The sequence below is a fragment of the Dolichospermum heterosporum TAC447 genome (assembly GCF_024584745.1).
In the GTDB taxonomy this organism is placed as follows: Bacteria; Cyanobacteriota; Cyanobacteriia; order Cyanobacteriales; family Nostocaceae; genus Dolichospermum; species Dolichospermum heterosporum.
This window is the reverse complement of record NZ_CP099464.1, coordinates 4,990,285-5,014,930: the sequence shown is the minus strand read 5'-3', so window position 1 is coordinate 5,014,930 and position 24,646 is coordinate 4,990,285. Positions and strand designations below refer to the sequence as shown.

General features: G+C 37.2%; 26 protein-coding genes, 2 pseudogenes and 1 CRISPR repeat array. Of the genes and pseudogenes, 16 read left to right on the top strand and 12 right to left on the bottom strand.

What is annotated here, in order from left to right:
* Window positions 1-292: 292 nt before the first annotated feature.
* The 7 genes from NG743_RS22760 to NG743_RS22730 all read left to right on the top strand — a co-directional run bounded on the left by NG743_RS22760 (window position 293) and on the right by NG743_RS22730 (window position 3,907).
* Window positions 293-721: a hypothetical protein gene (locus tag NG743_RS22760; protein ID WP_027401696.1), complete on the top strand. Its 429-nt coding sequence runs from the start codon at window positions 293-295 to the stop codon at window positions 719-721.
* Window positions 722-758: 37 nt separating this feature from the next.
* Window positions 759-1,022 (top strand): hypothetical protein, encoded by a 264-nt coding sequence (locus NG743_RS22755; protein WP_015079389.1) that lies wholly within the window; start codon window positions 759-761, stop codon window positions 1,020-1,022.
* Between the two features lie 2 nt (window positions 1,023-1,024).
* Complete coding sequence (locus NG743_RS22750) at window positions 1,025-1,336, top strand: hypothetical protein (protein WP_027401697.1); 312 nt, start codon at window positions 1,025-1,027, stop codon at window positions 1,334-1,336.
* A 131-nt stretch (window positions 1,337-1,467) separates the two neighbouring features.
* Window positions 1,468-1,803: a hypothetical protein gene (locus NG743_RS22745; RefSeq protein ID WP_027401698.1), complete on the top strand. Its 336-nt coding sequence runs from the start codon at window positions 1,468-1,470 to the stop codon at window positions 1,801-1,803.
* An 18-nt stretch (window positions 1,804-1,821) separates the two neighbouring features.
* Window positions 1,822-2,820, top strand: a complete 999-nt coding sequence (locus tag NG743_RS22740) for an LLM class flavin-dependent oxidoreductase (protein ID WP_027401699.1) — start codon at window positions 1,822-1,824, stop codon at window positions 2,818-2,820.
* On the top strand, window positions 2,813-3,184 hold the full coding sequence (locus NG743_RS22735) for a hypothetical protein (protein WP_193962844.1): 372 nt from the start codon (window positions 2,813-2,815) through the stop codon (window positions 3,182-3,184). Before NG743_RS22740 ends, NG743_RS22735 begins: the two co-directional genes overlap by 8 nt.
* A gap of 114 nt (window positions 3,185-3,298) precedes the next feature.
* On the top strand, window positions 3,299-3,907 hold the full coding sequence (locus NG743_RS22730; protein ID WP_257120949.1) for a class I SAM-dependent methyltransferase: 609 nt from the start codon (window positions 3,299-3,301) through the stop codon (window positions 3,905-3,907).
* A 151-nt stretch (window positions 3,908-4,058) separates the two neighbouring features.
* Here NG743_RS22730 and NG743_RS22725 read toward each other — a convergent pair whose 3' ends face one another.
* The gene (locus NG743_RS22725; protein WP_051424260.1) at window positions 4,059-4,259 is read right to left on the bottom strand and encodes a hypothetical protein; all 201 of its coding nucleotides are present in this window, start codon (window positions 4,257-4,259) and stop codon (window positions 4,059-4,061) included.
* 386 nt (window positions 4,260-4,645) lie between these two features.
* Between NG743_RS22725 and NG743_RS22720 the strand changes: the two genes are divergently transcribed.
* Together NG743_RS22720 and NG743_RS27015 are read left to right on the top strand one after the other, a co-directional pair.
* Window positions 4,646-4,882, top strand: coding sequence for a type II toxin-antitoxin system Phd/YefM family antitoxin (locus tag NG743_RS22720; protein WP_213717327.1), 237 nt, complete (start codon window positions 4,646-4,648; stop codon window positions 4,880-4,882).
* A gap of 35 nt (window positions 4,883-4,917) precedes the next feature.
* A pseudogene (locus NG743_RS27015) lies at window positions 4,918-5,178 on the top strand (type II toxin-antitoxin system VapC family toxin); the annotation flags it as partial.
* A 59-nt stretch (window positions 5,179-5,237) separates the two neighbouring features.
* A CRISPR array of direct repeats spans window positions 5,238-5,997; the repeat unit is 37 nt; unit sequence CTTGCAATTAACCTGATTACTCAAAGCTAATTTCACC.
* Window positions 5,998-6,525: 528 nt separating this feature from the next.
* Here the strand turns inward: NG743_RS27015 and NG743_RS27010 are convergent.
* The 10 genes and pseudogenes from NG743_RS27010 to NG743_RS27005 all read right to left on the bottom strand — a co-directional run.
* Window positions 6,526-7,527 (bottom strand): annotated as a pseudogene (locus NG743_RS27010) (transposase); the annotation flags it as partial.
* A gap of 822 nt (window positions 7,528-8,349) precedes the next feature.
* Window positions 8,350-9,159, bottom strand: a complete 810-nt coding sequence (hypB, locus tag NG743_RS22715) for a hydrogenase nickel incorporation protein HypB (protein WP_257120948.1) — start codon at window positions 9,157-9,159, stop codon at window positions 8,350-8,352.
* Window positions 9,150-9,491 (bottom strand): hydrogenase maturation nickel metallochaperone HypA, encoded by a 342-nt coding sequence (hypA, locus tag NG743_RS22710; protein WP_027401704.1) that lies wholly within the window; start codon window positions 9,489-9,491, stop codon window positions 9,150-9,152. The genes hypB and hypA overlap by 10 nt, the downstream gene beginning before the upstream one ends.
* 62 nt (window positions 9,492-9,553) lie before the next feature.
* Window positions 9,554-10,648 carry a hydrogenase expression/formation protein HypE gene (gene hypE, locus NG743_RS22705; protein ID WP_257120947.1) on the bottom strand — a complete coding sequence of 365 codons (1,095 nt, stop codon included), beginning with the start codon at window positions 10,646-10,648 and terminating at the stop codon, window positions 9,554-9,556.
* A gap of 68 nt (window positions 10,649-10,716) precedes the next feature.
* The gene (locus tag NG743_RS22700; RefSeq protein WP_168464984.1) at window positions 10,717-10,932 is read right to left on the bottom strand and encodes a tautomerase family protein; all 216 of its coding nucleotides are present in this window, start codon (window positions 10,930-10,932) and stop codon (window positions 10,717-10,719) included.
* Window positions 10,933-10,956: 24 nt separating this feature from the next.
* Window positions 10,957-12,108, bottom strand: coding sequence for a hydrogenase formation protein HypD (hypD, locus tag NG743_RS22695; protein WP_257120946.1), 1,152 nt, complete (start codon window positions 12,106-12,108; stop codon window positions 10,957-10,959).
* 49 nt (window positions 12,109-12,157) lie between these two features.
* Window positions 12,158-12,406 (bottom strand): HypC/HybG/HupF family hydrogenase formation chaperone, encoded by a 249-nt coding sequence (locus tag NG743_RS22690; protein WP_027401708.1) that lies wholly within the window; start codon window positions 12,404-12,406, stop codon window positions 12,158-12,160.
* 58 nt (window positions 12,407-12,464) lie between these two features.
* Window positions 12,465-14,816, bottom strand: a complete 2,352-nt coding sequence (gene hypF, locus NG743_RS22685) for a carbamoyltransferase HypF (RefSeq protein WP_257120945.1) — start codon at window positions 14,814-14,816, stop codon at window positions 12,465-12,467.
* Between the two features lie 39 nt (window positions 14,817-14,855).
* A complete protein-coding gene (locus NG743_RS22680) occupies window positions 14,856-16,016 on the bottom strand; it encodes an NHL repeat-containing protein (protein WP_257120944.1) in 1,161 nt (386 codons plus the stop codon).
* 39 nt (window positions 16,017-16,055) lie between these two features.
* Window positions 16,056-16,196 carry a hypothetical protein gene (locus NG743_RS27005; protein ID WP_371316455.1) on the bottom strand — a complete coding sequence of 47 codons (141 nt, stop codon included), beginning with the start codon at window positions 16,194-16,196 and terminating at the stop codon, window positions 16,056-16,058.
* Between the two features lie 212 nt (window positions 16,197-16,408).
* On the opposite strand from NG743_RS27005, the gene NG743_RS22675 reads away from it, so the two are divergent.
* The 6 genes from NG743_RS22675 (at window position 16,409) to NG743_RS22650 (ending at window position 21,273) form a co-directional block, all read left to right on the top strand.
* Window positions 16,409-16,873, top strand: coding sequence for a DUF29 domain-containing protein (locus NG743_RS22675; protein ID WP_257120943.1), 465 nt, complete (start codon window positions 16,409-16,411; stop codon window positions 16,871-16,873).
* Between the two features lie 256 nt (window positions 16,874-17,129).
* Window positions 17,130-17,606 carry a DUF29 domain-containing protein gene (locus tag NG743_RS22670; RefSeq protein WP_051424262.1) on the top strand — a complete coding sequence of 159 codons (477 nt, stop codon included), beginning with the start codon at window positions 17,130-17,132 and terminating at the stop codon, window positions 17,604-17,606.
* 114 nt (window positions 17,607-17,720) lie between these two features.
* The gene (locus NG743_RS22665) at window positions 17,721-17,957 is read left to right on the top strand and encodes a DUF4351 domain-containing protein (protein ID WP_168697129.1); all 237 of its coding nucleotides are present in this window, start codon (window positions 17,721-17,723) and stop codon (window positions 17,955-17,957) included.
* Between the two features lie 135 nt (window positions 17,958-18,092).
* Complete coding sequence (locus tag NG743_RS22660; protein ID WP_027401712.1) at window positions 18,093-18,554, top strand: DUF29 domain-containing protein; 462 nt, start codon at window positions 18,093-18,095, stop codon at window positions 18,552-18,554.
* Window positions 18,555-18,739: 185 nt separating this feature from the next.
* A complete protein-coding gene (locus tag NG743_RS22655; RefSeq protein ID WP_027401713.1) occupies window positions 18,740-19,996 on the top strand; it encodes a vWA domain-containing protein in 1,257 nt (418 codons plus the stop codon).
* A complete protein-coding gene (locus NG743_RS22650; RefSeq protein ID WP_027401714.1) occupies window positions 19,993-21,273 on the top strand; it encodes a vWA domain-containing protein in 1,281 nt (426 codons plus the stop codon). The genes NG743_RS22655 and NG743_RS22650 overlap by 4 nt, the downstream gene beginning before the upstream one ends.
* An 834-nt stretch (window positions 21,274-22,107) precedes the next feature.
* Here the strand turns inward: NG743_RS22650 and NG743_RS22645 are convergent.
* On the bottom strand, window positions 22,108-23,001 hold the full coding sequence (locus tag NG743_RS22645; protein WP_257120942.1) for a LysM peptidoglycan-binding domain-containing M23 family metallopeptidase: 894 nt from the start codon (window positions 22,999-23,001) through the stop codon (window positions 22,108-22,110).
* Window positions 23,002-23,403: 402 nt separating this feature from the next.
* Between NG743_RS22645 and NG743_RS22640 the strand changes: the two genes are divergently transcribed.
* On the top strand, window positions 23,404-24,606 hold the full coding sequence (locus NG743_RS22640) for an HhoA/HhoB/HtrA family serine endopeptidase (protein WP_027401716.1): 1,203 nt from the start codon (window positions 23,404-23,406) through the stop codon (window positions 24,604-24,606).
* Window positions 24,607-24,646 lie beyond the last annotated feature (40 nt).

Genomic DNA, 24,646 nt, shown 5'->3' with positions numbered 1-24,646 from the left:
TAAAGTTAGGACTAAAAGGGTAACTGATATAAACGATATAGGATTTACGCAGAGATTCCCCTCTACCCCCCGAAGTTCCTAAGATGCAAGTCTGACGAATCAGGGGGGACTTCTTAACTCCTATATTTCTCAAAAGTTATCTCAATCCTGTCTGTATTACTCAATATAAAAGGAAAGAATTTTGTTTTGAGGAGATTTTGATAAGCATATTTTGAATAAAAAAGGTGCGAAAAATAAACCTACTAATAGAAATTTTCTTTCTAGGTAGTTGATACCTGGTAATGGAGAAAACATGAAAGTCAAACTTTTAAATGTGCTTACCGTAAGTTTGGTAACTTTAGCATTAATTTCTCCAGGGGTAGTAGTATTTGCTATAGTTTGGGGACAACATAGAGAGTTCGTTAAAACACAGAATTTATCCTGTGAATTGCCGAAAATAAATATAGCATCTCCTCAATTAGTTCCCCAAACAAGAATTATCAACACTCAGCCATCTTTAGTCAAGGTTAAATTATCTGAAAATAATTTTCTACATCAAATCCAAATTGCGGCAAAAAAATATAAATTAGCAACAATTTTGCAATGGTTATTTTTAGTAACACCGATTTGTATTGGTATAGGAATTATCGCTTATGACAGATATCTTGTCTACCGTGCTGCTGTATTAAAAGAACACATTGCCATGTTGGAAAGAATGTGGCAACAAAGCATCGAACAGTAATTTTTCAAATTAATCATTCACCATAAACTAAATTATCATGACAGATGAACGCCAAACACAGTATTTTAATTTAATTGATGAACTTCTCCAATGTCCTAATGGTCAAGAACCAGAAGTTTTGGAAGCACAACCTGAATTAATTGATTCTGGTTTAGTTCAAGCAATGTTACAAGTAGCCACAATGTTTGCTCATCAAGGTAATCAAGATGGAGCGCAATTTCTATTTTTTGTTGCTAAACAATTAGCAAAAGAATTAGGTTTATACCCTGAAGTTTCTAATCAAGTTGTCACTCAGGAGTAATAATGTTATTGACTGCAACTGATGCCGGAAAAATATCATTAGAATTTCTTTTGGCAGATTGGAATATTGCTGATGATTATAGAGATTGGTTTACAGTGATTAATTCTCGGTTAATGGGTGAGAGTTGGTACATTGTAGAATTGGGTGTAGAGGGATTACCTGATAGATGGGTTATGCAGGTTTATGACACAGGAGTTTGTGATCCTAACTATACTTTTATTTCCCCAATTTCTGGTTCAGAAGGATATACCGATTTGAAAAGTCTACCAGATATCATTGCTGATGTTTTAGTAGCAGAACGCAATTCTCGATAGTTGAAAGTTTTAGATCCCCGACTTCTTAAAGAAGTCGGGGATCTTATTGATTTTATTTATTTTGTCAGGTTTAAATAACAATTATATGTTATAATTAATAGAGTTATGGAAGCTACAGAAGAATCAGTCAGATGATTACTGAAGACATCCTAGCCCAAGAATTTCTTAGAGTCGTAAATGACTATTACCCAGCCGTGGGAGAACTCTTAGAAGGCTGTCATGTGAAAGTTATTACTTGTTTTTGGGGACGACCTGCAAAACGGTTTCAATATATAGGAATTTATTGTCGAGAAGACATAATGCCCTGTATCCAATCCAAAAAAGAAATCCTCAGAGAATTAGCCGAAAATATGGGGTTAATTCAAGTAGTTTGTCTGAATGCTAAACGATTGCTACGTGACCCTATGTCGAAGTTAAAGCAGTCCGAACCTCGATTATGGTTGGAGTTGCAATTAGTCGCAGCCTAATCTAATATTTGGTCAACAATGAAAACAGGACTTTTCTGCAATTACGAAAATCATCACCTAGATGCTAGACGGACTATCTTTGAGCAAGTTTTATTGGTAAAAGAGGCTGAAAGTTTAGGTTTTGAAGAGGCTTGGGTAACGGAACATCATTTTAATGAGTTCAATCTTAGTCCTTCAATTCTGCTGTTATTGGCACATTTGGCGGGTGTAACTTCACAAATTCGTCTAGGAACTGCGGCTGTATTATTGCCATTTCATCAGCCAATCCGCGTGGCTGAAGATATCGCCACTTTGGATAATCTTTGTAGTGGGAGGCTGGCTTTTGGGGTAGCCAAAGGTGGACCATTTCCACAGCAAAATAAACATTTTGGGGTGACAACCCAGGAATCTCGCACCAGAATGTTAGAGTCAGTAGCATTGATTCAAAAGCTGTTATATGAGACTGATGTATCATTTAATGGCGAATATTATCAATGTGAAAATCTCACAATTCATCCCCAACCATTGCAAAAACCAATTCCCATCTATGTTGCTAGTGGTGACGATGATGCAGTTAAATTTGCTGCCGAAAATTCTTTCGGTTTAATGGGTGGTCCACCTTTTTCTCTAGAAAGATTGCGGAAGACAGTCAATAAGTATCGGGAATTTAATTCCAGTGGTGCAGAAAAGTTCCTGTTAGCCCGGTTCTTTTTTGTGGGTAAAACTCATGATGAAGCGGTAAATGAAGCATTGCCTTTTATTCGCCACTTCAGCAAAGAAATGACGGCTAACTCGACTCAAGTAATGCAGAAAAGTCCTCAACAACCAGCATTTAATCGGACAAATATTTGTTTCGATGAAGACTATTTGATTGAGAATTCAATTATCGGTGATGTTAATGGTTGTCGTGACAAAATCAAGAAATTTCAGGACGAATTAGATCTCAGCACACTAGCGTTAAAACCCTCATCTTTTTCTTTGCAAAAAAATCGAGAAAGTTTGCAACGCTACAATCAAGAGGTGCGGAATTATGTCTAAATTTTCTTTGCTTCCTCCCGATGATTTACCTCCGACAAAGGTAACAAAAGAGGATGGTATCCTCCATTTGGAGTTGGAACAGTCTATAGGTAGATGCTTCTTTTATGCGTGCGATCGCATTACCCAAGTATTACTATCTAATTGTCAGTGGTACATGACCACAGATAAGACTACTTTAATGTTAATTGTAGACTGTCCCGATATAGTTGCTTATTGGCACATAGTTAGCAATATTCCCCAATTGGGAAATAGACTGGAAAGATTGACTAAAAATGCCAAAATCCGTGTTTATCCTCCTTTTGGCAAAGGATCACCCTTTGAAATTGGAGTAACTGAAATTTCAGCTTATCGAGATTGGTTGTAAGTCCTAAATTATATTTTAATTACGACAAGATCCCCGACTTCTCAAAGAAGTCGGGGATCTATATGATCTATCTTTTTATTGTTATAATAAAATCAACACAAAAATATAGCAGCCATGATTAGTAACTTTGTCAATAATAAAAAAGAATTATTTGACCGTTGGGCAAATAGTTATGATTGGGCATTTCCTTCTTTCATTTACCAAGCAATCCATAAAAGATTACTGACAAAAGTTGAATTACCACCAAATGCCAATGTACTTGATTTAGGTTGTGGAACTGGACGCTTATTAAATAGATTAGCAACTCAGTTTCCAAAAATCACAGCTACAGGTTTAGATTTGTCTCCCCAAATGTTGCGGGTAGCTAGACAAAATAACCGTCATCGTCCCCGATTAATTTATCTTGAAGGTAATGCGGAAAATCTCCCCTTTGCTGAGGGACAATTTGACGCGGTTTTTAATACAATTAGTTTCTTACATTATCCCCACCCAGAACAGGTTTTAAATGAGGTAGCGAGGGTACTTTCTCCTAGTGGTAAATTTTATTTAGTAGATATTACTGTTAATAACTCATCACCATGTCAAATTACGCCCCATTCTCACACAGGAATTAAGTTTTATAGCCAAAAACAAAGAGAAGAAATGGGTAATAAAGCTGGGTTAACTTGTGTAGGTCACTATAATTTATTGGGGTTTGTATTATTAACTATTTTTCAAAAATAATCTATTTGTAGGGTGCGTTAGTGATAGCGTAACACACCATTTTCCTATCTTAGATAGTTAGTAGATTTAATATTCCAAGTTTAAATTTCCACCTCTTGAACGACCTCTAAAGGTAATTCTAATATTTCTACAATTTCTTGATCAGTTAAACCTAATTGCCGTAATTTTTCAATTTTTCAACTCTCTTTTTATCTAACTTTCTCTTAGGAGGTTTAGAACCAATATTCATACAACCAATTATATTTTGATTAATACTTTTATCACCTAAAAAAATATTTACATTTACCTGTCGTTCAAGAACAGATTTAAGATTACCTTTATCAACTGGTTCATCAAAAATATTAGATAACATTTGGCTACAACTTGAACCTGGTAGGTGTGGCAGAGCTTTTTCTGGTAGAGTCAGTAATTCGGATATTGGGGTTTATGCAGAAACCTTGAACGGGGTAGTTGAATCAGGTGGCGTTGCTGAATCGAGGTATGAAATTTCCAAATTGAACCTTTAAAAATCAAACCTCAGTGCGTCTACTCTTCGAGATCACGAAGCGTGATTGCGCCTTTGCGTGAGACTAAAATTCATACCCTTAATCAGCAACGCCAATCAGGTGATGTTCGTAGATGTGTGATCTGGGTACAAATATGGGGATCTAGTTTCCCTAAATAGCTAATAGAATATATTTACAAAACATCTATTTCTGTTATATAATTAAAGCAAATTTGTAAAATATTGAGAACCTTATGACTCAGATTACAATTGAAGAAGCTACTCAAAATTTATATAAACTTCTAGAACAAGTTGCCAAAGGTGAGCAATTTATTCTGATGAAAGAAGGCAAAGAAATTGCCCGTCTTCTTCCTCCCCAACAGGTAAAAAAAGTATTTCCTAGTTTAAACCATTTTAGAAAATCCATAGTTTTAAAAGGAAGTTCAATGAGTACCACGATATTAGAAGAAAGAGAGAACGAAAGATATTGATTTATTTAGATACTAGTGCCATTGTTTCTTATTATGTGCCTGAAAAATTAAGTGCTGTTGTTGAACAACTATTACAAAAACAAGAAGATAAACCGATCATTAGTCAATTAGTTGAGGTGGAATTATTTTCTGCCTTATCTCGTAGGGTAAGAATGGGTGAAGTTTCCCAAAATGACGCTAGACGGATTACAGAATTGTTTGAAAATCATCTTAATGAAGGTTTGTATGGTCTTGTTTTATTGGAAAATCAACATTACCGTTTAGCTAGAGATTGGATATCCAGGTTTGATCTGCCTTTAAGAACTTTGGATGCTTTGCATTTAGCTGTGTGTAGTATTAATAATCTGTCTCTGGTCTTGCAATTAACCTGATTACTCAAAGCTAATTTCACCCTGACATCTCATACATTGCGTCAGATTCATTGGCCTTGCAATTAACCTGATTACTCAAAGCTAATTTCACCATAAAAACAAGTGGCATGAGTTCTTTGTTAATTGTCTTGCAATTAACCTGATTACTCAAAGCTAATTTCACCATATCTTCCAGACATTGAATACTTGAGTCTAATAACTTGCAATTAACCTGATTACTCAAAGCTAATTTCACCCAGTCAGAACGCATACGTGAGCTAGAACTGCAACTTGCAATTAACCTGATTACTCAAAGCTAATTTCACCGCAAGTGTCCAACCCCAATGGCAAGAAGAATTGGAGCTTGCAATTAACCTGATTACTCAAAGCTAATTTCACCGGTGTTAGCTAGTTTGTGTAGGGAAGTTGGTAAACTTGCAATTAACCTGATTACTCAAAGCTAATTTCACCCTGTAGCAGTGATCTGAGAATCTGTAATTGCCACCTTGCAATTAACCTGATTACTCAAAGCTAATTTCACCTTGCTTCTGGGAGCCAAGTGCAGTTATCTCGAAATTAACTTGCAATTAACCTGATTACTCAAAGCTAATTTCACCTTCATCCTGTTCCGGATCATATAGGTTTGGAGGTTGCTTGCAATTAACCTGATTACTCAAAGCTAATTTCACCCAAGCTGCTGCATTGCTTCAGCCTTCTGATTATGAAGGCTTGCAATTAACCTGATTACTCAAAGCTAATTTCACCTGCCGTATCCCAGATAGTAAGCTGTGTAAAGCTTTCAGATGATGATTGCGCGGATCTCTTTTTTTTCTTAGTTTTGGGAATTTTATTTTCCACTGAATTCGGTGAAATGCTTGATGTGCAAGGTGCGCGAGTATCTGGCTTATTGTCAAGGTTCGGATCGCTTACGGTGTCTAGCTTTGAGGTTGTTTTTGCGGATTTAGGTTTTTTACACCCTCCCTTCCGCGCTTTGTTCCCCTTTTGGGGGGTTAATTGATCGGCATATTCCACCGATGATGCGGCGATCGCTTCCGCTTCCTGCTTCACAGACTTACTAATCGAGTGTTCAGTCTCACTTAGTGGCAAGTCTCCACTAAATAGGATTTCTCCATCAGGCTTAAATTCCCCCGATCCAAGCGAGGTATTTTCTTGATGTGCTTCATACCAATCCCAAAGGCGGTATTCACCACTTTCCAAGAAACTTGATCTTAGCAGATGATTTCTAGCTGCATTTACATCTGCTTGTTGCTTAATCCCAAATAATTTACATTTGGGATTTTTGCAATAAAAATCTGTTTGTGAAGGACGATCACCTTCAGTTCCGCAGCTATGACATAGCTTACTAGAATAATGTGGCTTTGTCAAGAGAAAACTATTTTTACCTCTTAATGTTTCCATCTTATTTTTAGTTTTTTCTCTTAGACCACCCATACCAGCATTAGCCAAAGCCCTGTTTAGACCTGCTTTACGTTTTGCACCATTTTGTTCATATCCGTTACCATCGGCTCTGAGTTTAGCTTTAGGTCTTTTGTTAATGTTATTATGTTGCGTTTCTTCCCAAGCTATAGCCCCAAATGTCCTAACTAAATAGGTGCTAATTTTATGCTGATAAGATGTACGACTACGACGGTTAACTTCATGTTGTTTAGCTAATTGTTGAGATGTTTTTTTAAAGTTTTTACCGTGTTTTTTCTGCCTTGATAGTTTACGTTGTAGTCTTTGTATACGTTTTTCCCTTTTTTCTACTTTAGCATTAGGTTTAATTAATGTACCCTTATCAGTTGCTATAAGTGCCTTAACACCGGGATCTATCCCTACAGCTTTATCTGATTTTTTAATGCCAGCTTTATGTGATTCGTGAATATATAAAGCTGTTTCAAGTTGATTAACTTGTTGCTTTAAATCCGCTTTTTTATCTTCATCCTTTGTTGTTTTAATTTCCTTTTTAACCGTTCTTAATTCTACTTCTAGTGGGCTAGCAACTGTTAAACAAACATACCACCCTGATGGTTCTTTTTTGATAACAGCAGAACGAATATCAGAACCATTTTCAATTCTTAAATGATTGTTATTAACGAAGATAATTCCATCCGTTAAACCAGGAAGTATGAGTTTATTATTCCTTAGTTTTATGCCTTCAGGACTAACACAAAAAAATGAAGAAACAGGTTCTTTTTTGAATTTTGGTATGTGAGCATCACGGCGTTTAACATCAACATAAGCAGCCCAACTCGTAGCCAATCTATTAAGCGTACCCTTTAGGTAAGCTGACATAAGTGTTAACTTGGGCAATCCCTTTTCTTCCCTGATTTTGTCACATTTCTCTTTGGTTAAACATCCAGATAAGGTCTTGTAATCAACAGAACTTCCCATTTTTTTAGTCCCGTCTTTGCCTGGTTTCAGGTGAGCTAGTAGTCGGGATTCTGATGGGAGCGATCGCTTTTCAACTGGTGTATATTTTCCTGATTTATCAATGTACGCAATTCTACAAGAATGTCCGCCTAAACCAAAATATTTATATGTCTTGTCTTTTTCCCATTTAGTAAGTAATTCTTCCATACGCTTAGTGTCAGGCTTCATGGGTAATGACCATCCACTTTTTTTAGATAGACTCAAACAACAGAAATCAATTCCATCTAAGGATATATTGAGTTCAGATGCTTTTTTAGCTAACCATTCGTAGTAGTTGATTGTGTGGTTTTCTATCAAAAGTTCTAGTGCTAAGTTCCACGCCCAAGCAAGATCCGGGGCGTTGCTTTTTAATAAAAAATCTTCTTGATTTTTGGTTAAGATGACTTTTAATTCTAAGGTTTTCATATAAAATATGCTTGTGCGATCGTCCACATCGTACTTACAGTTGTGAATTTATGGTAATTATGACAGAACTAGATTGGGTAGTCTTAATTATACCCATATTATATATGATCAGCTAACCTGCTACTAAATTGAATAATGTAAAAACGTTAAATTTTTATAAAAATTAATGTAATGGGAGCATATTGCTCCCTTGCTTAATCCTGTGTAAATTAAATGCAAAACAGCTTACTAGCGTAAACTAGCCCAAGTTTTGATTAGTTTATCAAAAGAAAATTGCAATTAAACAGAAACCACAACCTTACTAAACAAAAACCCATACCACTCATCTAACCCTTCCCCAGTAGTAGCAGAAACTTGAAAAATTTGGATTTTTGGATTTACCTGTTTAGCATATTCAATACAGCGCTGAACATCAAATTGCAAATAGGGTAATAAATCAATTTTTGTCAAAATCATAATTTCACTATTGCGGAAAATATGGGGATATTTAATTGGTTTATCTTCTCCCTCTGTCACCGATAAAATTACAACTTTAGCAGCTTCTCCCAAGTCAAATAAAGCCGGACAAACTAAATTTCCGACATTTTCAATCATCACCACAGAATTAAGAGGAGGATTCAGTTCTTGTAAACCTCTTTCTATCATTGATGCGTCTAAATGACAGCCTGTACCCGTGTTGATTTGCACAACTTTACAACCTGTTTGTTTAATCTTTTCCGCATCATTAGTTGTTTCTTGATCACCTTCAATCACGCTAATAGATAATTTATCTTTTAAATCATTAATAGTCCGAGTTAATAATGTAGTTTTTCCTGCACCGGGAGAACTCATTAAATTCAAAGCCAGAATATTTCGACCTTTAAACCAGCCGCGATTTTGGGCAGCTAGTAAGTTATTCTTACTTAAGATTTCTTGTTCTAAAGATATGATTGTATTATGTATTTTAGCATGAATTTGGGGTGATTCTTCATGGTGATGAGTATGAGTAATTACAGTTCCATCTGCTAAAGTATGGGTATGATGATCTGCATCTTCCATGTTTGTAATTGTCGTTTGATTATTATCAGCACAACCACAAGTTACACACATAATTCCTCCACTTCAATTTCTTTGATTTTTAATTCTTCACCAGTGATTATATCTAATTGCACACTACCACATTCACAAATACCAAAAGGTTTATCTACATTAAAAGTTGTACCACATTGGCGACATTTAGCCATGCCAGGGATTTCTAAAATTTCTAATCTTGCCCCTTCTACTATTGTACCTTGGGCGCAAATATCAAAACAAAATTTAATTGCATCTGGCATAATTGCTGATAATTTGCCAATTTCTAATAATACTCTTTGAACTTTTTTATTTTGGGCGTTTTCGCTAACTATGGCGATGATGTTTTGGGTTATTCCTAGTTCGTGCATATACTTTTTTTTAAACGAACCACAGAGGCGCAGAGGACACAGAGGGAGGAAGAATGAGGTATTTAACAAATTCTGGGAAGTTGATCACCTACTAGCATATCTATTATTCTTTCTGCACCAAAAGCAGTTTTTAATAATACTATTCCTGATGGTGTGGGAATAATTTCACCAATAATAGATGCGTCTTTTCCTGTGGGATGATTTCGCATTGTTTCTAATATTAAATCGGCTTTTTCTGCTGGTGCAATTATAACTAATTTTCCTTCGTTGGCTAAGTATAAGGGTTCTAATCCTAATATTTCACAAATTCCATTTACTTCTTCTCGAATTGGAATTGCATTTTCATTGATACGTATTCCTACGTTCGCTGTGAGGGCAAATTCATTTAATACTGTGGCTAAACCTCCTCTGGTTACGTCTCGCATGGCGTGAATTTGGGGACAAACTTTGATGATTTCGGCGACTAATTCATGTAATGGTTGACAGTCGCTTTCTATATCTGTTTCTAATGCTAATTCTCCTCTAGCAATTAATATTGCTGCACCATGATTTCCGATTTCTCCATTAATAATTACCACGTCTCCCGGTTGAATGTTGCGAGGAGAAATATCAATATTAGGAGGAATTATGCCAATACCGGCAGTATTAATAAATAGTTTATCAGCACAACCACGATTAACAACTTTTGTGTCTCCTGTGACTATTTGCACTCCAGCTTTTTGGGCTGCTTTCTGCATACTGGCAACTACACGGCGTAAGGTTTCTACTGGTAAACCTTCTTCTAAAATGACGCTACAGGTGAGATATAAAGGTTTTGCACCACTCACAGCTAAATCATTAATTGTGCCATTTATTGCTAGTTCTCCTATGTCTGAACCAGGGAAAAACAAGGGGTCCACTACATAAGAATCTGTAGTAAATGCTAGTCGCTTTCCATGTTGAGAAAGACTGGCTAAATCAAATGTGGCTTGGTCTTCTAATTGGGCAAGTATGGGATTATCAAAACTTTTTACAAATATATCATCTATTAAATCTCTCATGGCTTTACCACCACTACCATGAGATAAATTAATATGAGTATCTCTCACTTTTCCTTGACGACGACGGACTTGTTCGATTTTTTGAAAGAGTGAATTTTGATTAGGGTTAATTGGCATTTTAAAATTGCTTTGTAATTATATTCTTTTCTTGTGGGACAGGCATCTTGCCTGTCATTGTTAATTAATTACCTACCTGTCTCTTCATGTCTACCATTGTGTTTATCGTAATGTAAAATCCCACCAACTGCCCAATCTTCCCGTTCAAATTCGTCAATATGTACGGTTATCCATTCGGGTTTTGTTCCTAAAGCAGAAACTAAAGCATCGGTTACAGCTTTAACTAATTTTCGCTTTTTTTCTATGGAGTGACCTTTACCAATTTGAACAGTGACAAAAGGCATATAATTTTCCTCAAATTGTGCAATTTAGATTGATAGCGATTGTGGAGATACACCTGATTTATCTCTTTTAGCCATAGTCGAAAGTCGCCCATATTTGTAATATGCTGCACAAGCACCTTCGGAAGAAACCATACAAGTCCCTATGGGTGTTTCTGGTGTGCAAGCTGTTCCAAATACTTTACATTGCCAAGGTTTTAAAACTCCTTTCAGAATTTCTCCACACTGACAAGCTTTATGATCTGCTACTTTTAAATTAGGAATGGTAAATTTAACTTCAGCATCAAATTGGGCATATTCTGCACGAATTTTAAAACCGGAATTGGGGATTTCTCCTAAACCTCGCCATGCAAATTTTTCACGGACTGTAAAAACTTGATTCATGGCTATTAATGCGTTTTGATTTCCCCTAGGTTCTACTAAACGATTATATTGATTTTCAACTTGACAACGATTTTCTACTATTTGTTTTAATAACATCCAAATTGATTGGAATATATCTAATGGTTCAAAGCCAGAAATAACGATGGGTTTATGATATTCTTGGGCAATAAATTCATAAGGTTCTGTTCCTATGACTATACTTACATGACCTGGTCCAACAAAACCATCAAGTTGTAAATCGGGGTTTTCTAATAATGCTTGTAAGGCGGGAATTACTAATACATGATTAGAAAACATACTGAAATTAGTAATATTTTCTGCGGCTGCTTGGAGAATGGTAAATGCGGTACTAGGGGCGGTGGTTTCAAAGCCTAAGCCAAAGAAGATGATTTCTTTATTGGGGTTTTCTTTGGCTATTTTCAGACTATCCAATGGTGAGTAAACCATGCGAATATCAGCACCTTGGGCTTTGGCTTGCAATAAGCTGGTTTTTGCGCCAGGTAGGCGCATTGCGTCGCCAAATGTGGTAAATATGATGTTGGGTAGTTGACAGAGTGCGATCGCATCATCTATTCTCCCTTTAGGCATGACGCAAACTGGACAACCAGGACCATGAATTAATTCTATATTATCGGGTAATATTTCTTCGATTCCATATTTAAAAATAGCATGGGTATGTCCTCCACATACTTCCATTATTTTGATATGTTTGTCTATTTGTTGGCTGAGTTTGATTATTTCTTGTTGTAAAGCGAGGGCTTTTTCAGGGTTGCGAAATTCATCTACATATTTCATATTTTGATTTCTCACGCAAAGGCGCAAAGACGCAAAGGAAGAGAGGTTTTTAAGTATAAGATTGGGCTATTTCTTGTAATAATTGTAATGTTTCTGCGGCTTCTTGTTCGTTGATTCTGTTCATGGCAAAACCGACGTGAACTAATACCCAATCTCCTATACATTTTTCTGGTGGGTGTTGTTCGTCAACTATACAGGCTATATTTATTTCTCTTTTGACTCCTCCAATATTAACCATAGCTAGTTTATGTTCGCGGTTGGTTATTTCTGTTATTTGTCCGGGTATTCCTAAACACATTTTAGTTTTCCTTTTTGAAGATTTATCTCACGCAGAGGCGCGGAGACAACAGAGGTTTTTATGTTATTTCTTTTAAGTATTTAGCGGCTGTAATTACACTTTGTCCTAATGATAAACTGCCATCATTTGTCGGTAATATACTGTGAGTTAATACGTTAATTTCTAATTTTTCTAATCGCTTTTTTACCTGTTGTAATAAAATTCGATTTTGAAATACTCCTCCTGTTAATACTACTTGGTAAAATTCCTGTTCTTGTCTAAGTTGTTTAACCATTGTTACAACAGTAATAGCTAAACTTTTATGAAATTTTGCAGCTATTTCTGATGAGGATATGTGCTGTTTAATATCATTGAGGATTTCTCGCCATGTTGGAGATGTATTTATATAATAAATATTATCTGATTTTTTAAATTTAAAGGAATAATTTAGACTTTCTTCATCATTGTTTAAAATATTGACATCAGCTATTGTTTCCATTTCTATTGCTGCTTGTCCTTCATAGCTACATTGTTCTCGACAAATACCTATTGCGGCTGCAACTGCATCAAATAATCTGCCTACTGATGATGTTAAGGGTGAATTAATACCTTTTTCTATGATTTGGTTGAGTAGTTTTGGGTTGTTAGTTTCTAAAAATTTGATGATTTCTAAATCACTGTATTTTTCTTTGATTTCTTCCCAAGTAAAAGCATTAATTAATTGAGAGTATGTATTTCTCCAAGGTTGATAAATTGCCTGTTTTCCTCCTATCATTGCCATTGGTGTAAATGTAGCTAATCTTTGAAAGTTACAATAATCTGCTAGTAAAAATTCTCCTCCCCACAGTGTACCATCTTCACCATATCCTAACCCATCAAAAGCTATTCCTAAAATGGGTTTTGTATCTAAGGAGATTTGATTTTCTGCCATACAGGCAGCAATATGGGCGTGATGATGTTGAATTTCTTCTAATTTAATGTTATTACTTTCTGCTAGTTCTTTGCCAAGTTTAGAAGATAAATACTCTGGATGTTTATCAATAGCAATTATCTCTGGTTGATGTTGAAATAAATTCAGATATAAATTCAATGTTTCTTGATAAGCATTAAAAGCAGCCGCATTTTCTAAATCTCCTAAATGTTGTGATAAAATCGCCTCACTTTCTTGTAATAAGCAAAAGGTGTTTTTTAACTCACTACCCATTGCTAAAATAGGCGGTATATTTTTAAAACCTGGAGGTAAAAGAATTGGTGCTGGTGCATATCCTCTAGCGCGTCTGAGGGTTTGAATTTGATTATCAATAACTCGCACTACAGAATCATCTACTCTATTAACAATATCACGATTATGTAAAAGAAAATAATCAGCTATTTTGGATAATTTATCTTTTGCATCTTCATTATCTATACATTGTGGTTGATCAGAAATATTACCGCTAGTTAAGACTATTGGTACTTTCATTCTTCTGAGAATTAAATGATGTAACGGTGTATAAGGTAGCATAAAACCAAGAGTATTTTGCCCTGGGGCTATAGAAGATGCTAATTTACTCTGATCTTTAATATTTAATAAAACTATTGGTGCAGCAGAACTTGTTAACAATTCCTTTTCTAAATTATTAACATAGCAATATTCAGAAATAATATTAATATCTCTTGCCATTAAAGCCAAAGGTTTATGATAACGAATTTTACGATCTCTGAGTTTTAAAACTGCATTTTCTAAAGTGGCATCGCCAGCTAAATGGAAACCACCTAAACCTTTAATAGCAACAATTTCACCCTTTTGTAATAACGTACAAACAGCATCCACATCATCCAACATGGAAAACATATCAGAAATCACAGGTTTATCGTCAGTCCTTTCTAACCATGCACGAGGTCCACATACAAAACAAGCCACAGGTTGGGCATGAAACCGACGATTTTCTACATCTTGATATTCCTTTTCACATTCCTGGCACATTGGAAAATTCACCATGCTAGTATTATTTCTATCGTAGGGAATAGCGCGAATAATACTCAACCTTGGACCACAATGAGTACAATTAGTAAAAGGATAACGAAAATAACGACTAAAAGGATCAAAAATCTCCCTTTGACATTGGGGACAACTTGCCGCGTCAGGAGAAATCTCAGTTTTCACCACACTATTAACACTACGAGAAATCACAAAAGTATTAAAATCAAACTCCCCTAAATATGGACTTCTAATCAACTCCTTAATTCTTGCCAAAGGAGGACATTCTTGATATAGTTTATTGACAAACTCCGTTATTTCTTCCTCACCACCAGAAACACGAATTAACACCCCTTTCCCATCATTACAAACATCACCCTTTAACCCAAAAACCTTCGCCAAACGATACACAGTAGGACGAAAACCCACACCTTGTACAGTCCCACAAACCCGAATTTCCTCTATTCTCATCCTTCCTCCTCTGCGCCTCTGCGTCTCTGCGTGAAATAATCAAAACTTGCAAATCAAAACGCGATTATTCCCAGAATCAGCAACCACCGCAGTTTCCCCACAAACCTTAATTCCATAACACCAATTTAAACTTTGTCTTGTTGGTAGTCCAAAATTCCGATTTTCGCTTTTATTTGTAAAGTTATCTTGTCCCATCACACCATCAGCGATCGCACCCTGCAATAATAAAACAGATGCTTGTTTCTTCCATCCTAGCAACCGGGAATTAGCTGTATCAGCAACTATTAACCAATCCCCCGCAACATCTACCCCATAAGGCATACTTAAACTACTTGCACTAGGAAAATAAACACCTTGATTTAATTCCACAAAATTGAAGTTTTTTTGTCCTAAAACCACCGCACAAGGGGCATTATTTTCTGTTGGTGTTCCTTCCCAAATCATTACCCGGTTATTACCTGCATCAGCAACAACTAAATTATCATCCCAAAAGGTGATATCATGACACCAACGCATACTGGCTGCGGTGGGAGAACCACCTCCATTTTCATTGCGTGATATCATATCCGGTTGTCCCAAAACTATATCCGCAGGTTGTCCATTTTCTGTGGGTAATTGATTCCAAATTAATAACCGACGATTTCCGGTATCAGCTACAAATAACTTACCTTGATGATAAAAAATACCATAAGGCCAATGTAACGTATTAGCCGCAGGTTGTTGATTACCTCGATTTGGTTCATTATCAATAAAGTTAGTTTGTCCTAATACCAAATCTGCGGGAACATGACTATCTTCTGGTATATTGTACCAGATTAAAATGCGGTGATTCCAAGCATCGGCAACAGCTAAACCATTACCACATTTACAAATACCTGTAGGGACACTAAGTGTAGATTTTCCTGGTGTACCCTTAGCATTTTGTCCTTCATGAAAAAAGTCAGTTTGTCCTATTACCCAGTCCGCGGGTTGATGATCTTTTGTGGGTAAATTTTGCCACCCTAATAAACGATGATGTCCTGTATCTGATACCCATAATGGTCCTGTTGGTGATAATAAACAAGCTGCACGGGGTCCAAACATTGTTGTAGGAGTGGGTGCAAGGGGAACTACTAATTGTTCTGGTGTAATATTGTTTCCTAATATTATTTTTGCACCATGAGGAGAGAGAGGTAAATAGGAGATATTTTGGGTTTTCAATGTAGATAGGAAATTAATATTGGTTAATATTACCAGTTTTTACTCTATGGGAAAACCTGGAACAATTATATCAATTTCCTGCATTATTCGTAAAGTTTCTGTTAAAGCAATGACAATTTTTTGATACCGGTTAATTTCCTCAGTAGATAATTCTCTCTTAGGATTTTTTCTATTTTTCAACCATTTATCTAATACTTGATATCCACCAATTTTAAATTCCCAGATATGTGAGGGAAAGTTGTAAGTAGGTTAGCATTGAAAATTTTCGATTATTATCCTCCTTCCCTGGCTCTGCCGGGGAATGCTATATTTAGCATCAATGTGAATTATGAAGAAAGAGACGCAATAGAATGATTTACTGATAGGATTATTGCAGGAGGTTAGAAATCATTATGACAACACATCAACCAACGGTTATTACCAATGATAATCTTTACGACCAAGATTTTTATCTGTGGACAGAAACAATATGTAAACAATTAAAAGCAGGGAAATTTGCAGAAATTGATTTAGCAAATCTGATAGAAGAAATTGAAAGCATGGGAAAAAGTGAAAAACGGGAGTTAAAGAGCCGTTTAATTGTGCTATTAATGCACTTACTAAAATGGCAATATCAACCTGAAAAACGTAATGAAAGCTGGCGCAGTACGATTATAGAGCAACGTATTTGTATTGAATTATTATTAGAAGATAGTCCTAGTTTGCAACCTCTACTTATAGAAATATTTGCAGATTGTTATGAAAAAGCTCGGTTAAAAGCATCTGAAGAAACAGGAATTAAATTAAACTTTAGCTCCTGTCAGATTTTGACCTTTAAAAGAGCGTCCTTGGAGATTTTGACCGGAGTAGTCTGGTGACATAATCGCATCCGCAAGAGATTATCTATTAGATTTTACACTTATTTGTGGGTATTATTCCCAGTTTTGGTTAAATTTTATTAAATTTGGCTTTTTATAATCCGGGTAAATATTTTTAAACTAATAGGACTTACGCAAAAAACCTATCAAACTCTTATTTCTCTGTGTTCTCTGTGCCTCTGTGGTTCGTTTATTCCGTAACTTGTGCGTAAGTCCTAACTAAATTAAAATAAGAGTTAACTTTTGCAGGAGGATTATGAACAATCAACTCTATGAACGAGATTTTAATGTTTGGCGAGAAACTATCATTAAAAAAATTAAACAACAAGATTTTAATGATATTGATTGGGAACATTTGCTTTTAGAATTAGAAGATATGGGGAAATCAGAAAAACGGTCATTTTTGAGTAATTTAACAATTTTAATTGCTCACTTACTCAAATTAACTGTTCAAGCTGATGCTCCCGAAATGATGAAAGGAAGTTGGTATAGTTCTGTTACTGAACATCGCTTTCGAGTTGAAAAAGATTTGGAAGAAAATCCTTCTTTTAAAAATTATCTCCATGAGGTTATTTTTATTGCTTATGCTGATGCTCGTAAATTGGCAATTAAAGAAAGTAAAAATGCTAAATTAGGAGTAAGAAAACCAGATGAAACAGAATATCCTCTTGATTTTCCTTTTACTATAGAACAGTTGTTAGATGAAGATTTTTATGGGGAGTTAGGGGGGTGATATCCAATTGTTTTCTAAATCATCAACCCAAGGATCAGTATATATGTAAGAATCTGGTAAATAACAATTACCAGATTCAAGGAAAAAAATAACTAACTGTTTCAGGAGGACATTATGGAAGAATCTTGGGTTTATCAGGATATTCTGCAAAAAGGTGAGCAAAAAGGCAAAAGAAGAGAAGCACTAGAATTGATTCTCCGTATGTTAAAACGCCGCTTTGGGAATATTCCAGCCAGAATAGAACAGCAACTTCCTAATTTGGGACTAACTCAACTGGAAGATTTAGCCGAAGAATTATTAGATTTTTCGCAAATAGATGATTTAGTTAAATATATGGCGAATATTTCCTAACAACAAAAACCATTATTATCCTCCTTCCCTGGCTCTGCCGGGGAATGCTATATTTAGCATCAATGTGAATTATGAAGAAAGAGACGCAATAGAATGATTTACTGATAGGATTATTGCAGGAGGTTAGAAATCATTATGACAACACATCAACCAACGGTTATTACCAATGATAATCTTTACGACCAAGATTTTTATCTGTGGACAGAAACAATATGTAAACAATTAAAAGCAGGGAAATTTGCAGAAATTGATTTAGCAAATCTGATAGAAGAAATTGAAAGCATGGGAAAAAGTGAAAAACGGGAGTTAAAGAGCCGTTTAATTGTGCTATTAATGCACTTACTAAAATGGCAATATCAACCTGAAAAACATAATGAAAGCTGGCGCAGTACGATTATAGAGCAACGTATTTGTATTGAATTATTATTAGAAGATAGTCCTAGTTTGCAACCTCTACTTATAGAAATATTTGCAGATTGTTATGAAAAAGCTCGGTTAAAAGCATCTGAAGAAACAGGAATTAAATTAAACTTCTTTCCTAAAGAATCTCCTTTTACTTTAGCAGAAACCCTAAAAAATTACTGTTTGAATAATTAAATTATATCAATTTTCATGTTTATTTGTTCATATTTCAGTCTTTGTTTTAGGGAAAGTTAAGGCTTTTATTCCAGTGATTCTCAGCCTGTGACTCCTAAATCAACTTATTTTCCGTAGTATGGAGGATGCGGTTTGAAGTTATCTATAAAATTGTATCTGTCTAAACTAGATAGGAAATTGAAATTATGAAGATTAATTTACAACTAGCGCTCAATGATGCTGGTATAGATGCAAATCAAACTAGCACTCAACGTCAATTAGTAGTTTCCGTTTCTGCTAGTGGTGAAACAATAGATCGGACTGTGCCATTGAACTTATGCTTGATTCTCGATCATAGCGGTTCAATGATGGGAAAATCCCTAGAAACTGTCAAAAATGCCGCTTGTTTATTGGTAGATCGTCTCACTCCTGAAGATCGCCTCAGTGTGGTTGTTTTTGACCACCGGGCTAAAGTTCTAGTCCCAAATCAGTTAATTAGCGATCGCCAACATATTAAAAAACAGATCATGCAACTCAAAGCTGATGGGGGAACTGCCATTGATGAGGGTTTACGCTTAGGAATTGAAGAGTTAGCCAAGGGTAAACATGATACAGTCTCCCAAGCATTTTTACTGACTGATGGGGAAAATGAACATGGTGATAACGATCGCTGTTTGAAATTTGCCCAATTAGCCGCCAGTTATAATTTAACTCTAAATACATTGGGATTTGGTGACAATTGGAATGATAAAGTTTTAGAAAAAATCGCTGATGCTGGCATGGGTACGTTGTCTTATATTCAACACCCAGATCAGGCTGTATCGGAATTTGGGCGGTTGTTTAGTCGAATGCAAACAGTGGGGTTGACTAACGCTCAACTATTATTATCCTTAATGCCTAATGTGCGGTTAGCAGAACTCAAACCCATTGCCCAAGTTTCCCCAGATACCATTGAGTTACCAGTACAACCCGAAAGCGATGGGCGCTTGGTGGTGAGATTGGGCGATTTAATGAAAGACGGGGAACGGGTAGTTTTAGTTAATATTTATGTGGGACAGTTGCCAGAAGGTAAACAGGCGATCGCTAATGTTCAAGTCCGCTACGATGACCCCGCCCATAACCAAATCGGGCTATACTCCCCCAATCTACCAATTTATGCTCATGTCACCAGGGAATACCAACCAGCACCAAATCCCCAGGTACAACGGTCGGTTTTAGCTTTAGCCAAATATCGCCAAACCCAGTTAGCCGAAACGAAATTACAGCAGGGTGATCGGGCTGGTGCAGCAACGATGTTACAAACTGCGGCAAAAACTGCGCTGCAAATGGGAGATGCTAGTGCTGCAACGGTATTGCAAGTTTCCGCCACCCGCCTACAAGCTGGGGAACAGTTATCAGAAAGCGATCGCAAAAAAACCAGAATTGTCTCAAAAACTGTTTTGCAAGATGCTTCCCCTCAATGAAAGTTCAACTAACATCGGCTCTAAATGATACCAACGTTGATGCTGCCCAACAAAGCAATCAACGTCAACTCTCAATTTCTATTTCCGCCATTCCTGCTGAATTTGAACAAAGTTTACCCTTGAATCTCTGCTTGATTCTCGATCAAAGTGGTTCTATGTCCGGTGAACCCATGAATATTGTCATTCAAGCAGTTGAGCAATTATTGGATCAATTAAAAGTTGGTGACAGGATTTCCATCATCGGTTTTGCTGGCACGTCTGGAGTCATTATCCCCAACCAAATCATCCAAGATATTGAAAGCATCAAAACCCAGTTAAGAGCCAAGCTAAAGGCTGCTGGCGGGACTGTCATCGCCGAAGGTTTATCCTTGGGGATTACAGAACTACTCAAAGGCACAAAAGGGGCGGTTTCCCAAGCCTTCCTCCTCACAGATGGTCATGGGGATAACGGGTTACAGATTTGGAAATGGCAAATTGGACCAAATGACAATAAACGTTGTTTGCAACTTGCCAAAAAAGCCGCCAAACTCAACCTGACAATTAACACCCTGGGTTTTGGTGATGACTGGAATCCAGATTTATTGGAAAAGATTGCTGATGCAGGGGGTGGGACTCTAGCTTATATCGAGAACCCAGAGCAAGCTGTAACTCAATTTGCGCGGCTATTTCGGCGGGTACAATCAGTGGGATTAACAAATGCCCATTTACTCCTATCTTTAGTACCTGTTGTCCGTCTGGCGGAACTCAAACCCGTTGCCCAAGTTGCCCCAGATACCATTGAATTACCAGTGGAAACCGATGCTAATGGGACTCTAATATTGCGGTTAGGGGACTTGATGAAGGATAGCGAAAGGGTTGTTTTAGCGAATATTTATCTGGGACAATTACCAGAAGGGAAACAAGTCATTGGTCATATTCAAATTCGCTATGATGACCCATCCTTGAATAAAGAGGGTTTACTTTCTCCCTTAGTGCCAATATATGCCAATTTTACCAAGAGTTATGAACCTGCTCTCAATTCCCAGGTGCTAAACTCGATTCTGCTTTTGGCTAAATATCGGCAAACTCAATTAGCTGAGGCAAAATTAGAACTAGGCGATCGCCTTGGTGCTGCCACAATGTTACAAACTGCTGCTAATACCGCCTTACAAATTGGTGATACCTGTGCAGCCACCGTGCTACAAGTTTCAGCAACTCGCTTACAAGCCGGTGAAGAACTCACCGAAAGCGATCGCAAGAAGACAAGAATGGCATCCAAGACTATTTTGAAAGAATAGCTGTAGGGTAGGTCTTTTGGCCTACCTGATCAAATTTTCGGCAATTTTCGAGCCAGCGATCGCTCAAAAACCATGAAGTAGGGTTTGCTGATAGCGCAGCGTGGCGTTAGCCATACTTCTAGCAGTTCGTCAAATTTATTTTGACGGGTAATGGAAAAAAACTTCTGTTCTTCCCTCCCCCTCTACCTCCCCCACCTCCCCCACCTCCCCCACCTCCCCTACCTCCCCTACCTCCCCCACCTCCCCCACCCCCCCTGCCTGCCTTCACCCGTCATTTTCGGGTTGACACACTACTAGCCCTCACAGATAACTTTTTCAGCAACCCCTACTTATAAACATCCGCCATATCAGATTTTATTGAATTTGTACACACCTGATAGGAAGATGAATAGGAGTAATTTAAGGTTTAAAGTATCTATATATGGTAAACACCTGGTATATATAAAGGCTTGGCTAACACCCAAGCCTTTTTTATATTTAAATTAATTTGTATAATTTCATATAGACTAATATTTGCAACGCCAATATATATTTCTGTCTTGATTTATCACAGTTAGAGCAATCTGTACACATTCCATAGGAAGATGATATGTGACTAGAGTAGCACTAAATTAATTGAGTACGTTGTTAAGCACAGCAATTATGGAGGTTTGGTCATAGTGCCAAACCTTTTTTTTCGCTTTTCAAATTTTAGCTTAGGGACTTCCAATTAAAAAAATACCCAAAAATTTCTTGTGGTGCGGGACGAATTGCCTGCTGATCATCAAGGACAGGCAGGATGCCCATCCCACAAAATTGGGTAATTTATTTTTTGGTGTTCCCTTAGAGAACTCCTCACTTTAAAAACTCCTTGGGATTTTTTGCTTCCCAACCTAAATAACCGTTAGAACGCATTTCAAAATGAAGATGGGGTTGAGTAGAGGTTGGTTGTCCTGTAGTTCCCACTGATCCTAAAATATCGCCTTTGTTGACCGTTTGACCGAGCGTGACTTTGATGCTGTCAAGTTGGGCGTAACGGCTCTGTGAGCCACCTGCGTGGTTAATAATGACTAATTTGCCGTAACTACCTTGTTCCTTGGCAAAGACGACGATTCCTGGAGCGATCGCTGCCACAGGAGTATTTACTGGTGCTAACAAATCTAGTCCACTATGAAAGAAAACGTCTCCTGTTACCGGGTGATATTGCCAACCATAAGCTAATCCAACCTCTGTAACACTTGGCAAGGGATAACCAGTAATGTTTTCAGCGGGGGTACTAGGTGCCGTAGCAATTACCCCAGCAGCAGGAGTAGGGGCAGTAGTATTAGTTACCCCTGGAAGTATTGGTAAAAAAACAAATCTAGGGGTTTTCTGACAACCATTGATTTCAAAGACTGTATCTGGGCGAACTTTATATTTAGATGCGATTTGTCGCCAGCTTTGATTACGAGGAACTTCCACAACAATGCCATTAAAAGGAAGAATTTGCAATTCTGTACCTGGACTTACCACCCCATTCTTAACAGATGGATTGATTCCCATAATGGTTTCTGGTGATAAATTATAGCGATTAGCTATACTTGCTAAAGTTTCACCGCGATTAACTTGATGACGTTGGATACGAGCTAAGACGGGAACAGGACAACTCCCCGGACTAGCATTAGCACTTTGTAATTGTAATAAGGTGGATAATAAACCTAAAGTGCTAAATAAGCTCAAAAAACATAGTGAACAATAGGAAAATTTCATGTAAAGAAGTCCAGAAACCGCTAATTTTCAGATCTTAGTGGGGAATTGTTAAAGATAGGATAAAGTTTTTCCTCTATCTTTTTACTACCTATTTTGAGTAAATTCATGATGAAATCTAAGAACTAGTGGTCTGTCAAATTTATTTTGACGGGTAATGGAAAAAAACTTCTGTTCTTCCCTCCCCCCCTACCTCCCCTACCTCCCCCACCCCCCACCTCTCTTCTCCCCCTACCCCCCTTCACCCCTCATTTTCGGGTTGACAGACTACTAGATATGATCCCCGAATATGCTGACAAATTTTTGATATTTATCGCTCAAATGATCTGTTCACTGAAGGTTTGCTTGATTACACTAAAGAGATAAGCTTTCATCTGTCCTTGAGTGCCATTATTCTTAATAATTATGAATGTATCTTGGAAGCAACTGGCTGTTTATCTAGGTTTGGTGGTAATTGGCTCTGGTGGTGGTGTATTTGTTAGTCGTTATTTTTGGACGCACAATCTTTCATTTCAAGAATTGAAAAATGTGGCAGTAACTTTACCTGCTGAATCTGCTGCTCCTCAACCTGTCAATGGCATACTTAACACTTCGGGAAGTGATAATATCAATTTTATCGCCACTGCTGTCGGCAGAGTTGGTCCTGCGGTTGTGCGAATTAATGCAATTCGTAAAGTATCAAATCCGATGACTGAAGCTCTCAAAAATCCCTTATTTCGCCATTTTTTTAAAGAGGATGAACAACCAATCCCCTCAGAAAAAGTTGAGCGGGGGACAGGTTCAGGATTTATATTGAGTGAGGATGGTAAGTTATTAACTAATGCTCATGTAGTGGCAGATACAGACACGGTTCAAGTTACCCTCAAAGATGGGCGGAGTTTTGAGGGGAAGGTGGTAGGGGTTGATACGGTGACAGATATAGCCGCAGTTAAAATTTCCGCCCACAAGTTGCCGATAGTCAAGTTAGGTAATTCACAAAATTTAATTCCTGGACAATGGGCGATCGCTATAGGCAATCCGTTAGGTTTAGATAATACTGTCACTATTGGCATTATCAGTGCCACGGACAGAACTAGCGCCCAAGTAGGCGTTCCTAATAAGCGCGTTAGTTTTATCCAAACAGATGCAGCTATTAATCCTGGCAATTCTGGTGGACCACTCTTAAATGCTCAAGGGCAAGTTATTGGCGTAAATACTGCTATCCGTGCTGATGCTCAAGGACTTGGTTTTGCTATCCCCATTGAAACCGCCTTTCGTGTAGCCAATGAACTGTTTACCACAGGAGAAGTTGCTCACCCCTTTCTAGGAATTGAGATGACAGACATTTCCACAACCACAAAAGAGCGACTGAAAGCGGAAGATCAGCTAAACATTCAGCCAGACGTGGGAATTGTTATCAGAAAAGTCATGGAAAAATCACCCGCACAGATAGGAGGATTACTTCCTGGTGACGTGATTCAAAAAGTTAATGGTAAACAAATCAAAATTGCGGCTCAAGTCCAAAAGATAGTCGAATCGAGTAGTGTTGGGGACATTCTTACCATAGAAGTCAACCGCAATGGGAAAACTCAAATCTTTCAGGTTCGTTCGGGAAATTATCCTCAATAGCAGGGGACAGAGAACAGGAATAGGAAGCAGGGGGAGGGGA

What these genes read in the sequence shown, in the direction of transcription:
- NG743_RS22670 (WP_051424262.1), top strand. Translation starts at nt 17,130, where the DNA reads ATGAACAATCAACTCTATGAACGAGATTTTAATGTTTGGCGAGAAACT.
- hypA (WP_027401704.1), bottom strand. Translation starts at nt 9,491, where the DNA reads ATGCACGAACTAGGAATAACCCAAAACATCATCGCCATAGTTAGCGAA.
- NG743_RS22760 (WP_027401696.1), top strand. Translation starts at nt 293, where the DNA reads ATGAAAGTCAAACTTTTAAATGTGCTTACCGTAAGTTTGGTAACTTTA.
- NG743_RS22655 (WP_027401713.1), top strand. Translation starts at nt 18,740, where the DNA reads ATGAAGATTAATTTACAACTAGCGCTCAATGATGCTGGTATAGATGCA.
- NG743_RS22720 (WP_213717327.1), top strand. Translation starts at nt 4,646, where the DNA reads ATGACTCAGATTACAATTGAAGAAGCTACTCAAAATTTATATAAACTT.
- NG743_RS22665 (WP_168697129.1), top strand. Translation starts at nt 17,721, where the DNA reads ATGGAAGAATCTTGGGTTTATCAGGATATTCTGCAAAAAGGTGAGCAA.
- NG743_RS22755 (WP_015079389.1), top strand. Translation starts at nt 759, where the DNA reads ATGACAGATGAACGCCAAACACAGTATTTTAATTTAATTGATGAACTT.
- NG743_RS22645 (WP_257120942.1), bottom strand. Translation starts at nt 23,001, where the DNA reads ATGAAATTTTCCTATTGTTCACTATGTTTTTTGAGCTTATTTAGCACT.
- NG743_RS22745 (WP_027401698.1), top strand. Translation starts at nt 1,468, where the DNA reads ATGATTACTGAAGACATCCTAGCCCAAGAATTTCTTAGAGTCGTAAAT.
- NG743_RS22650 (WP_027401714.1), top strand. Translation starts at nt 19,993, where the DNA reads ATGAAAGTTCAACTAACATCGGCTCTAAATGATACCAACGTTGATGCT.
- hypB (WP_257120948.1), bottom strand. Translation starts at nt 9,159, where the DNA reads ATGTGTGTAACTTGTGGTTGTGCTGATAATAATCAAACGACAATTACA.
- NG743_RS22735 (WP_193962844.1), top strand. Translation starts at nt 2,813, where the DNA reads ATGTCTAAATTTTCTTTGCTTCCTCCCGATGATTTACCTCCGACAAAG.
- NG743_RS22675 (WP_257120943.1), top strand. Translation starts at nt 16,409, where the DNA reads ATGACAACACATCAACCAACGGTTATTACCAATGATAATCTTTACGAC.
- NG743_RS22660 (WP_027401712.1), top strand. Translation starts at nt 18,093, where the DNA reads ATGACAACACATCAACCAACGGTTATTACCAATGATAATCTTTACGAC.
- NG743_RS22730 (WP_257120949.1), top strand. Translation starts at nt 3,299, where the DNA reads ATGATTAGTAACTTTGTCAATAATAAAAAAGAATTATTTGACCGTTGG.
- NG743_RS22690 (WP_027401708.1), bottom strand. Translation starts at nt 12,406, where the DNA reads ATGTGTTTAGGAATACCCGGACAAATAACAGAAATAACCAACCGCGAA.
- hypE (WP_257120947.1), bottom strand. Translation starts at nt 10,648, where the DNA reads ATGCCAATTAACCCTAATCAAAATTCACTCTTTCAAAAAATCGAACAA.
- NG743_RS22740 (WP_027401699.1), top strand. Translation starts at nt 1,822, where the DNA reads ATGAAAACAGGACTTTTCTGCAATTACGAAAATCATCACCTAGATGCT.
- NG743_RS22725 (WP_051424260.1), bottom strand. Translation starts at nt 4,259, where the DNA reads ATGTTATCTAATATTTTTGATGAACCAGTTGATAAAGGTAATCTTAAA.
- NG743_RS22700 (WP_168464984.1), bottom strand. Translation starts at nt 10,932, where the DNA reads ATGCCTTTTGTCACTGTTCAAATTGGTAAAGGTCACTCCATAGAAAAA.
- hypD (WP_257120946.1), bottom strand. Translation starts at nt 12,108, where the DNA reads ATGAAATATGTAGATGAATTTCGCAACCCTGAAAAAGCCCTCGCTTTA.
- hypF (WP_257120945.1), bottom strand. Translation starts at nt 14,816, where the DNA reads ATGAGAATAGAGGAAATTCGGGTTTGTGGGACTGTACAAGGTGTGGGT.
- NG743_RS22640 (WP_027401716.1), top strand. Translation starts at nt 23,404, where the DNA reads ATGAATGTATCTTGGAAGCAACTGGCTGTTTATCTAGGTTTGGTGGTA.
- NG743_RS22750 (WP_027401697.1), top strand. Translation starts at nt 1,025, where the DNA reads ATGTTATTGACTGCAACTGATGCCGGAAAAATATCATTAGAATTTCTT.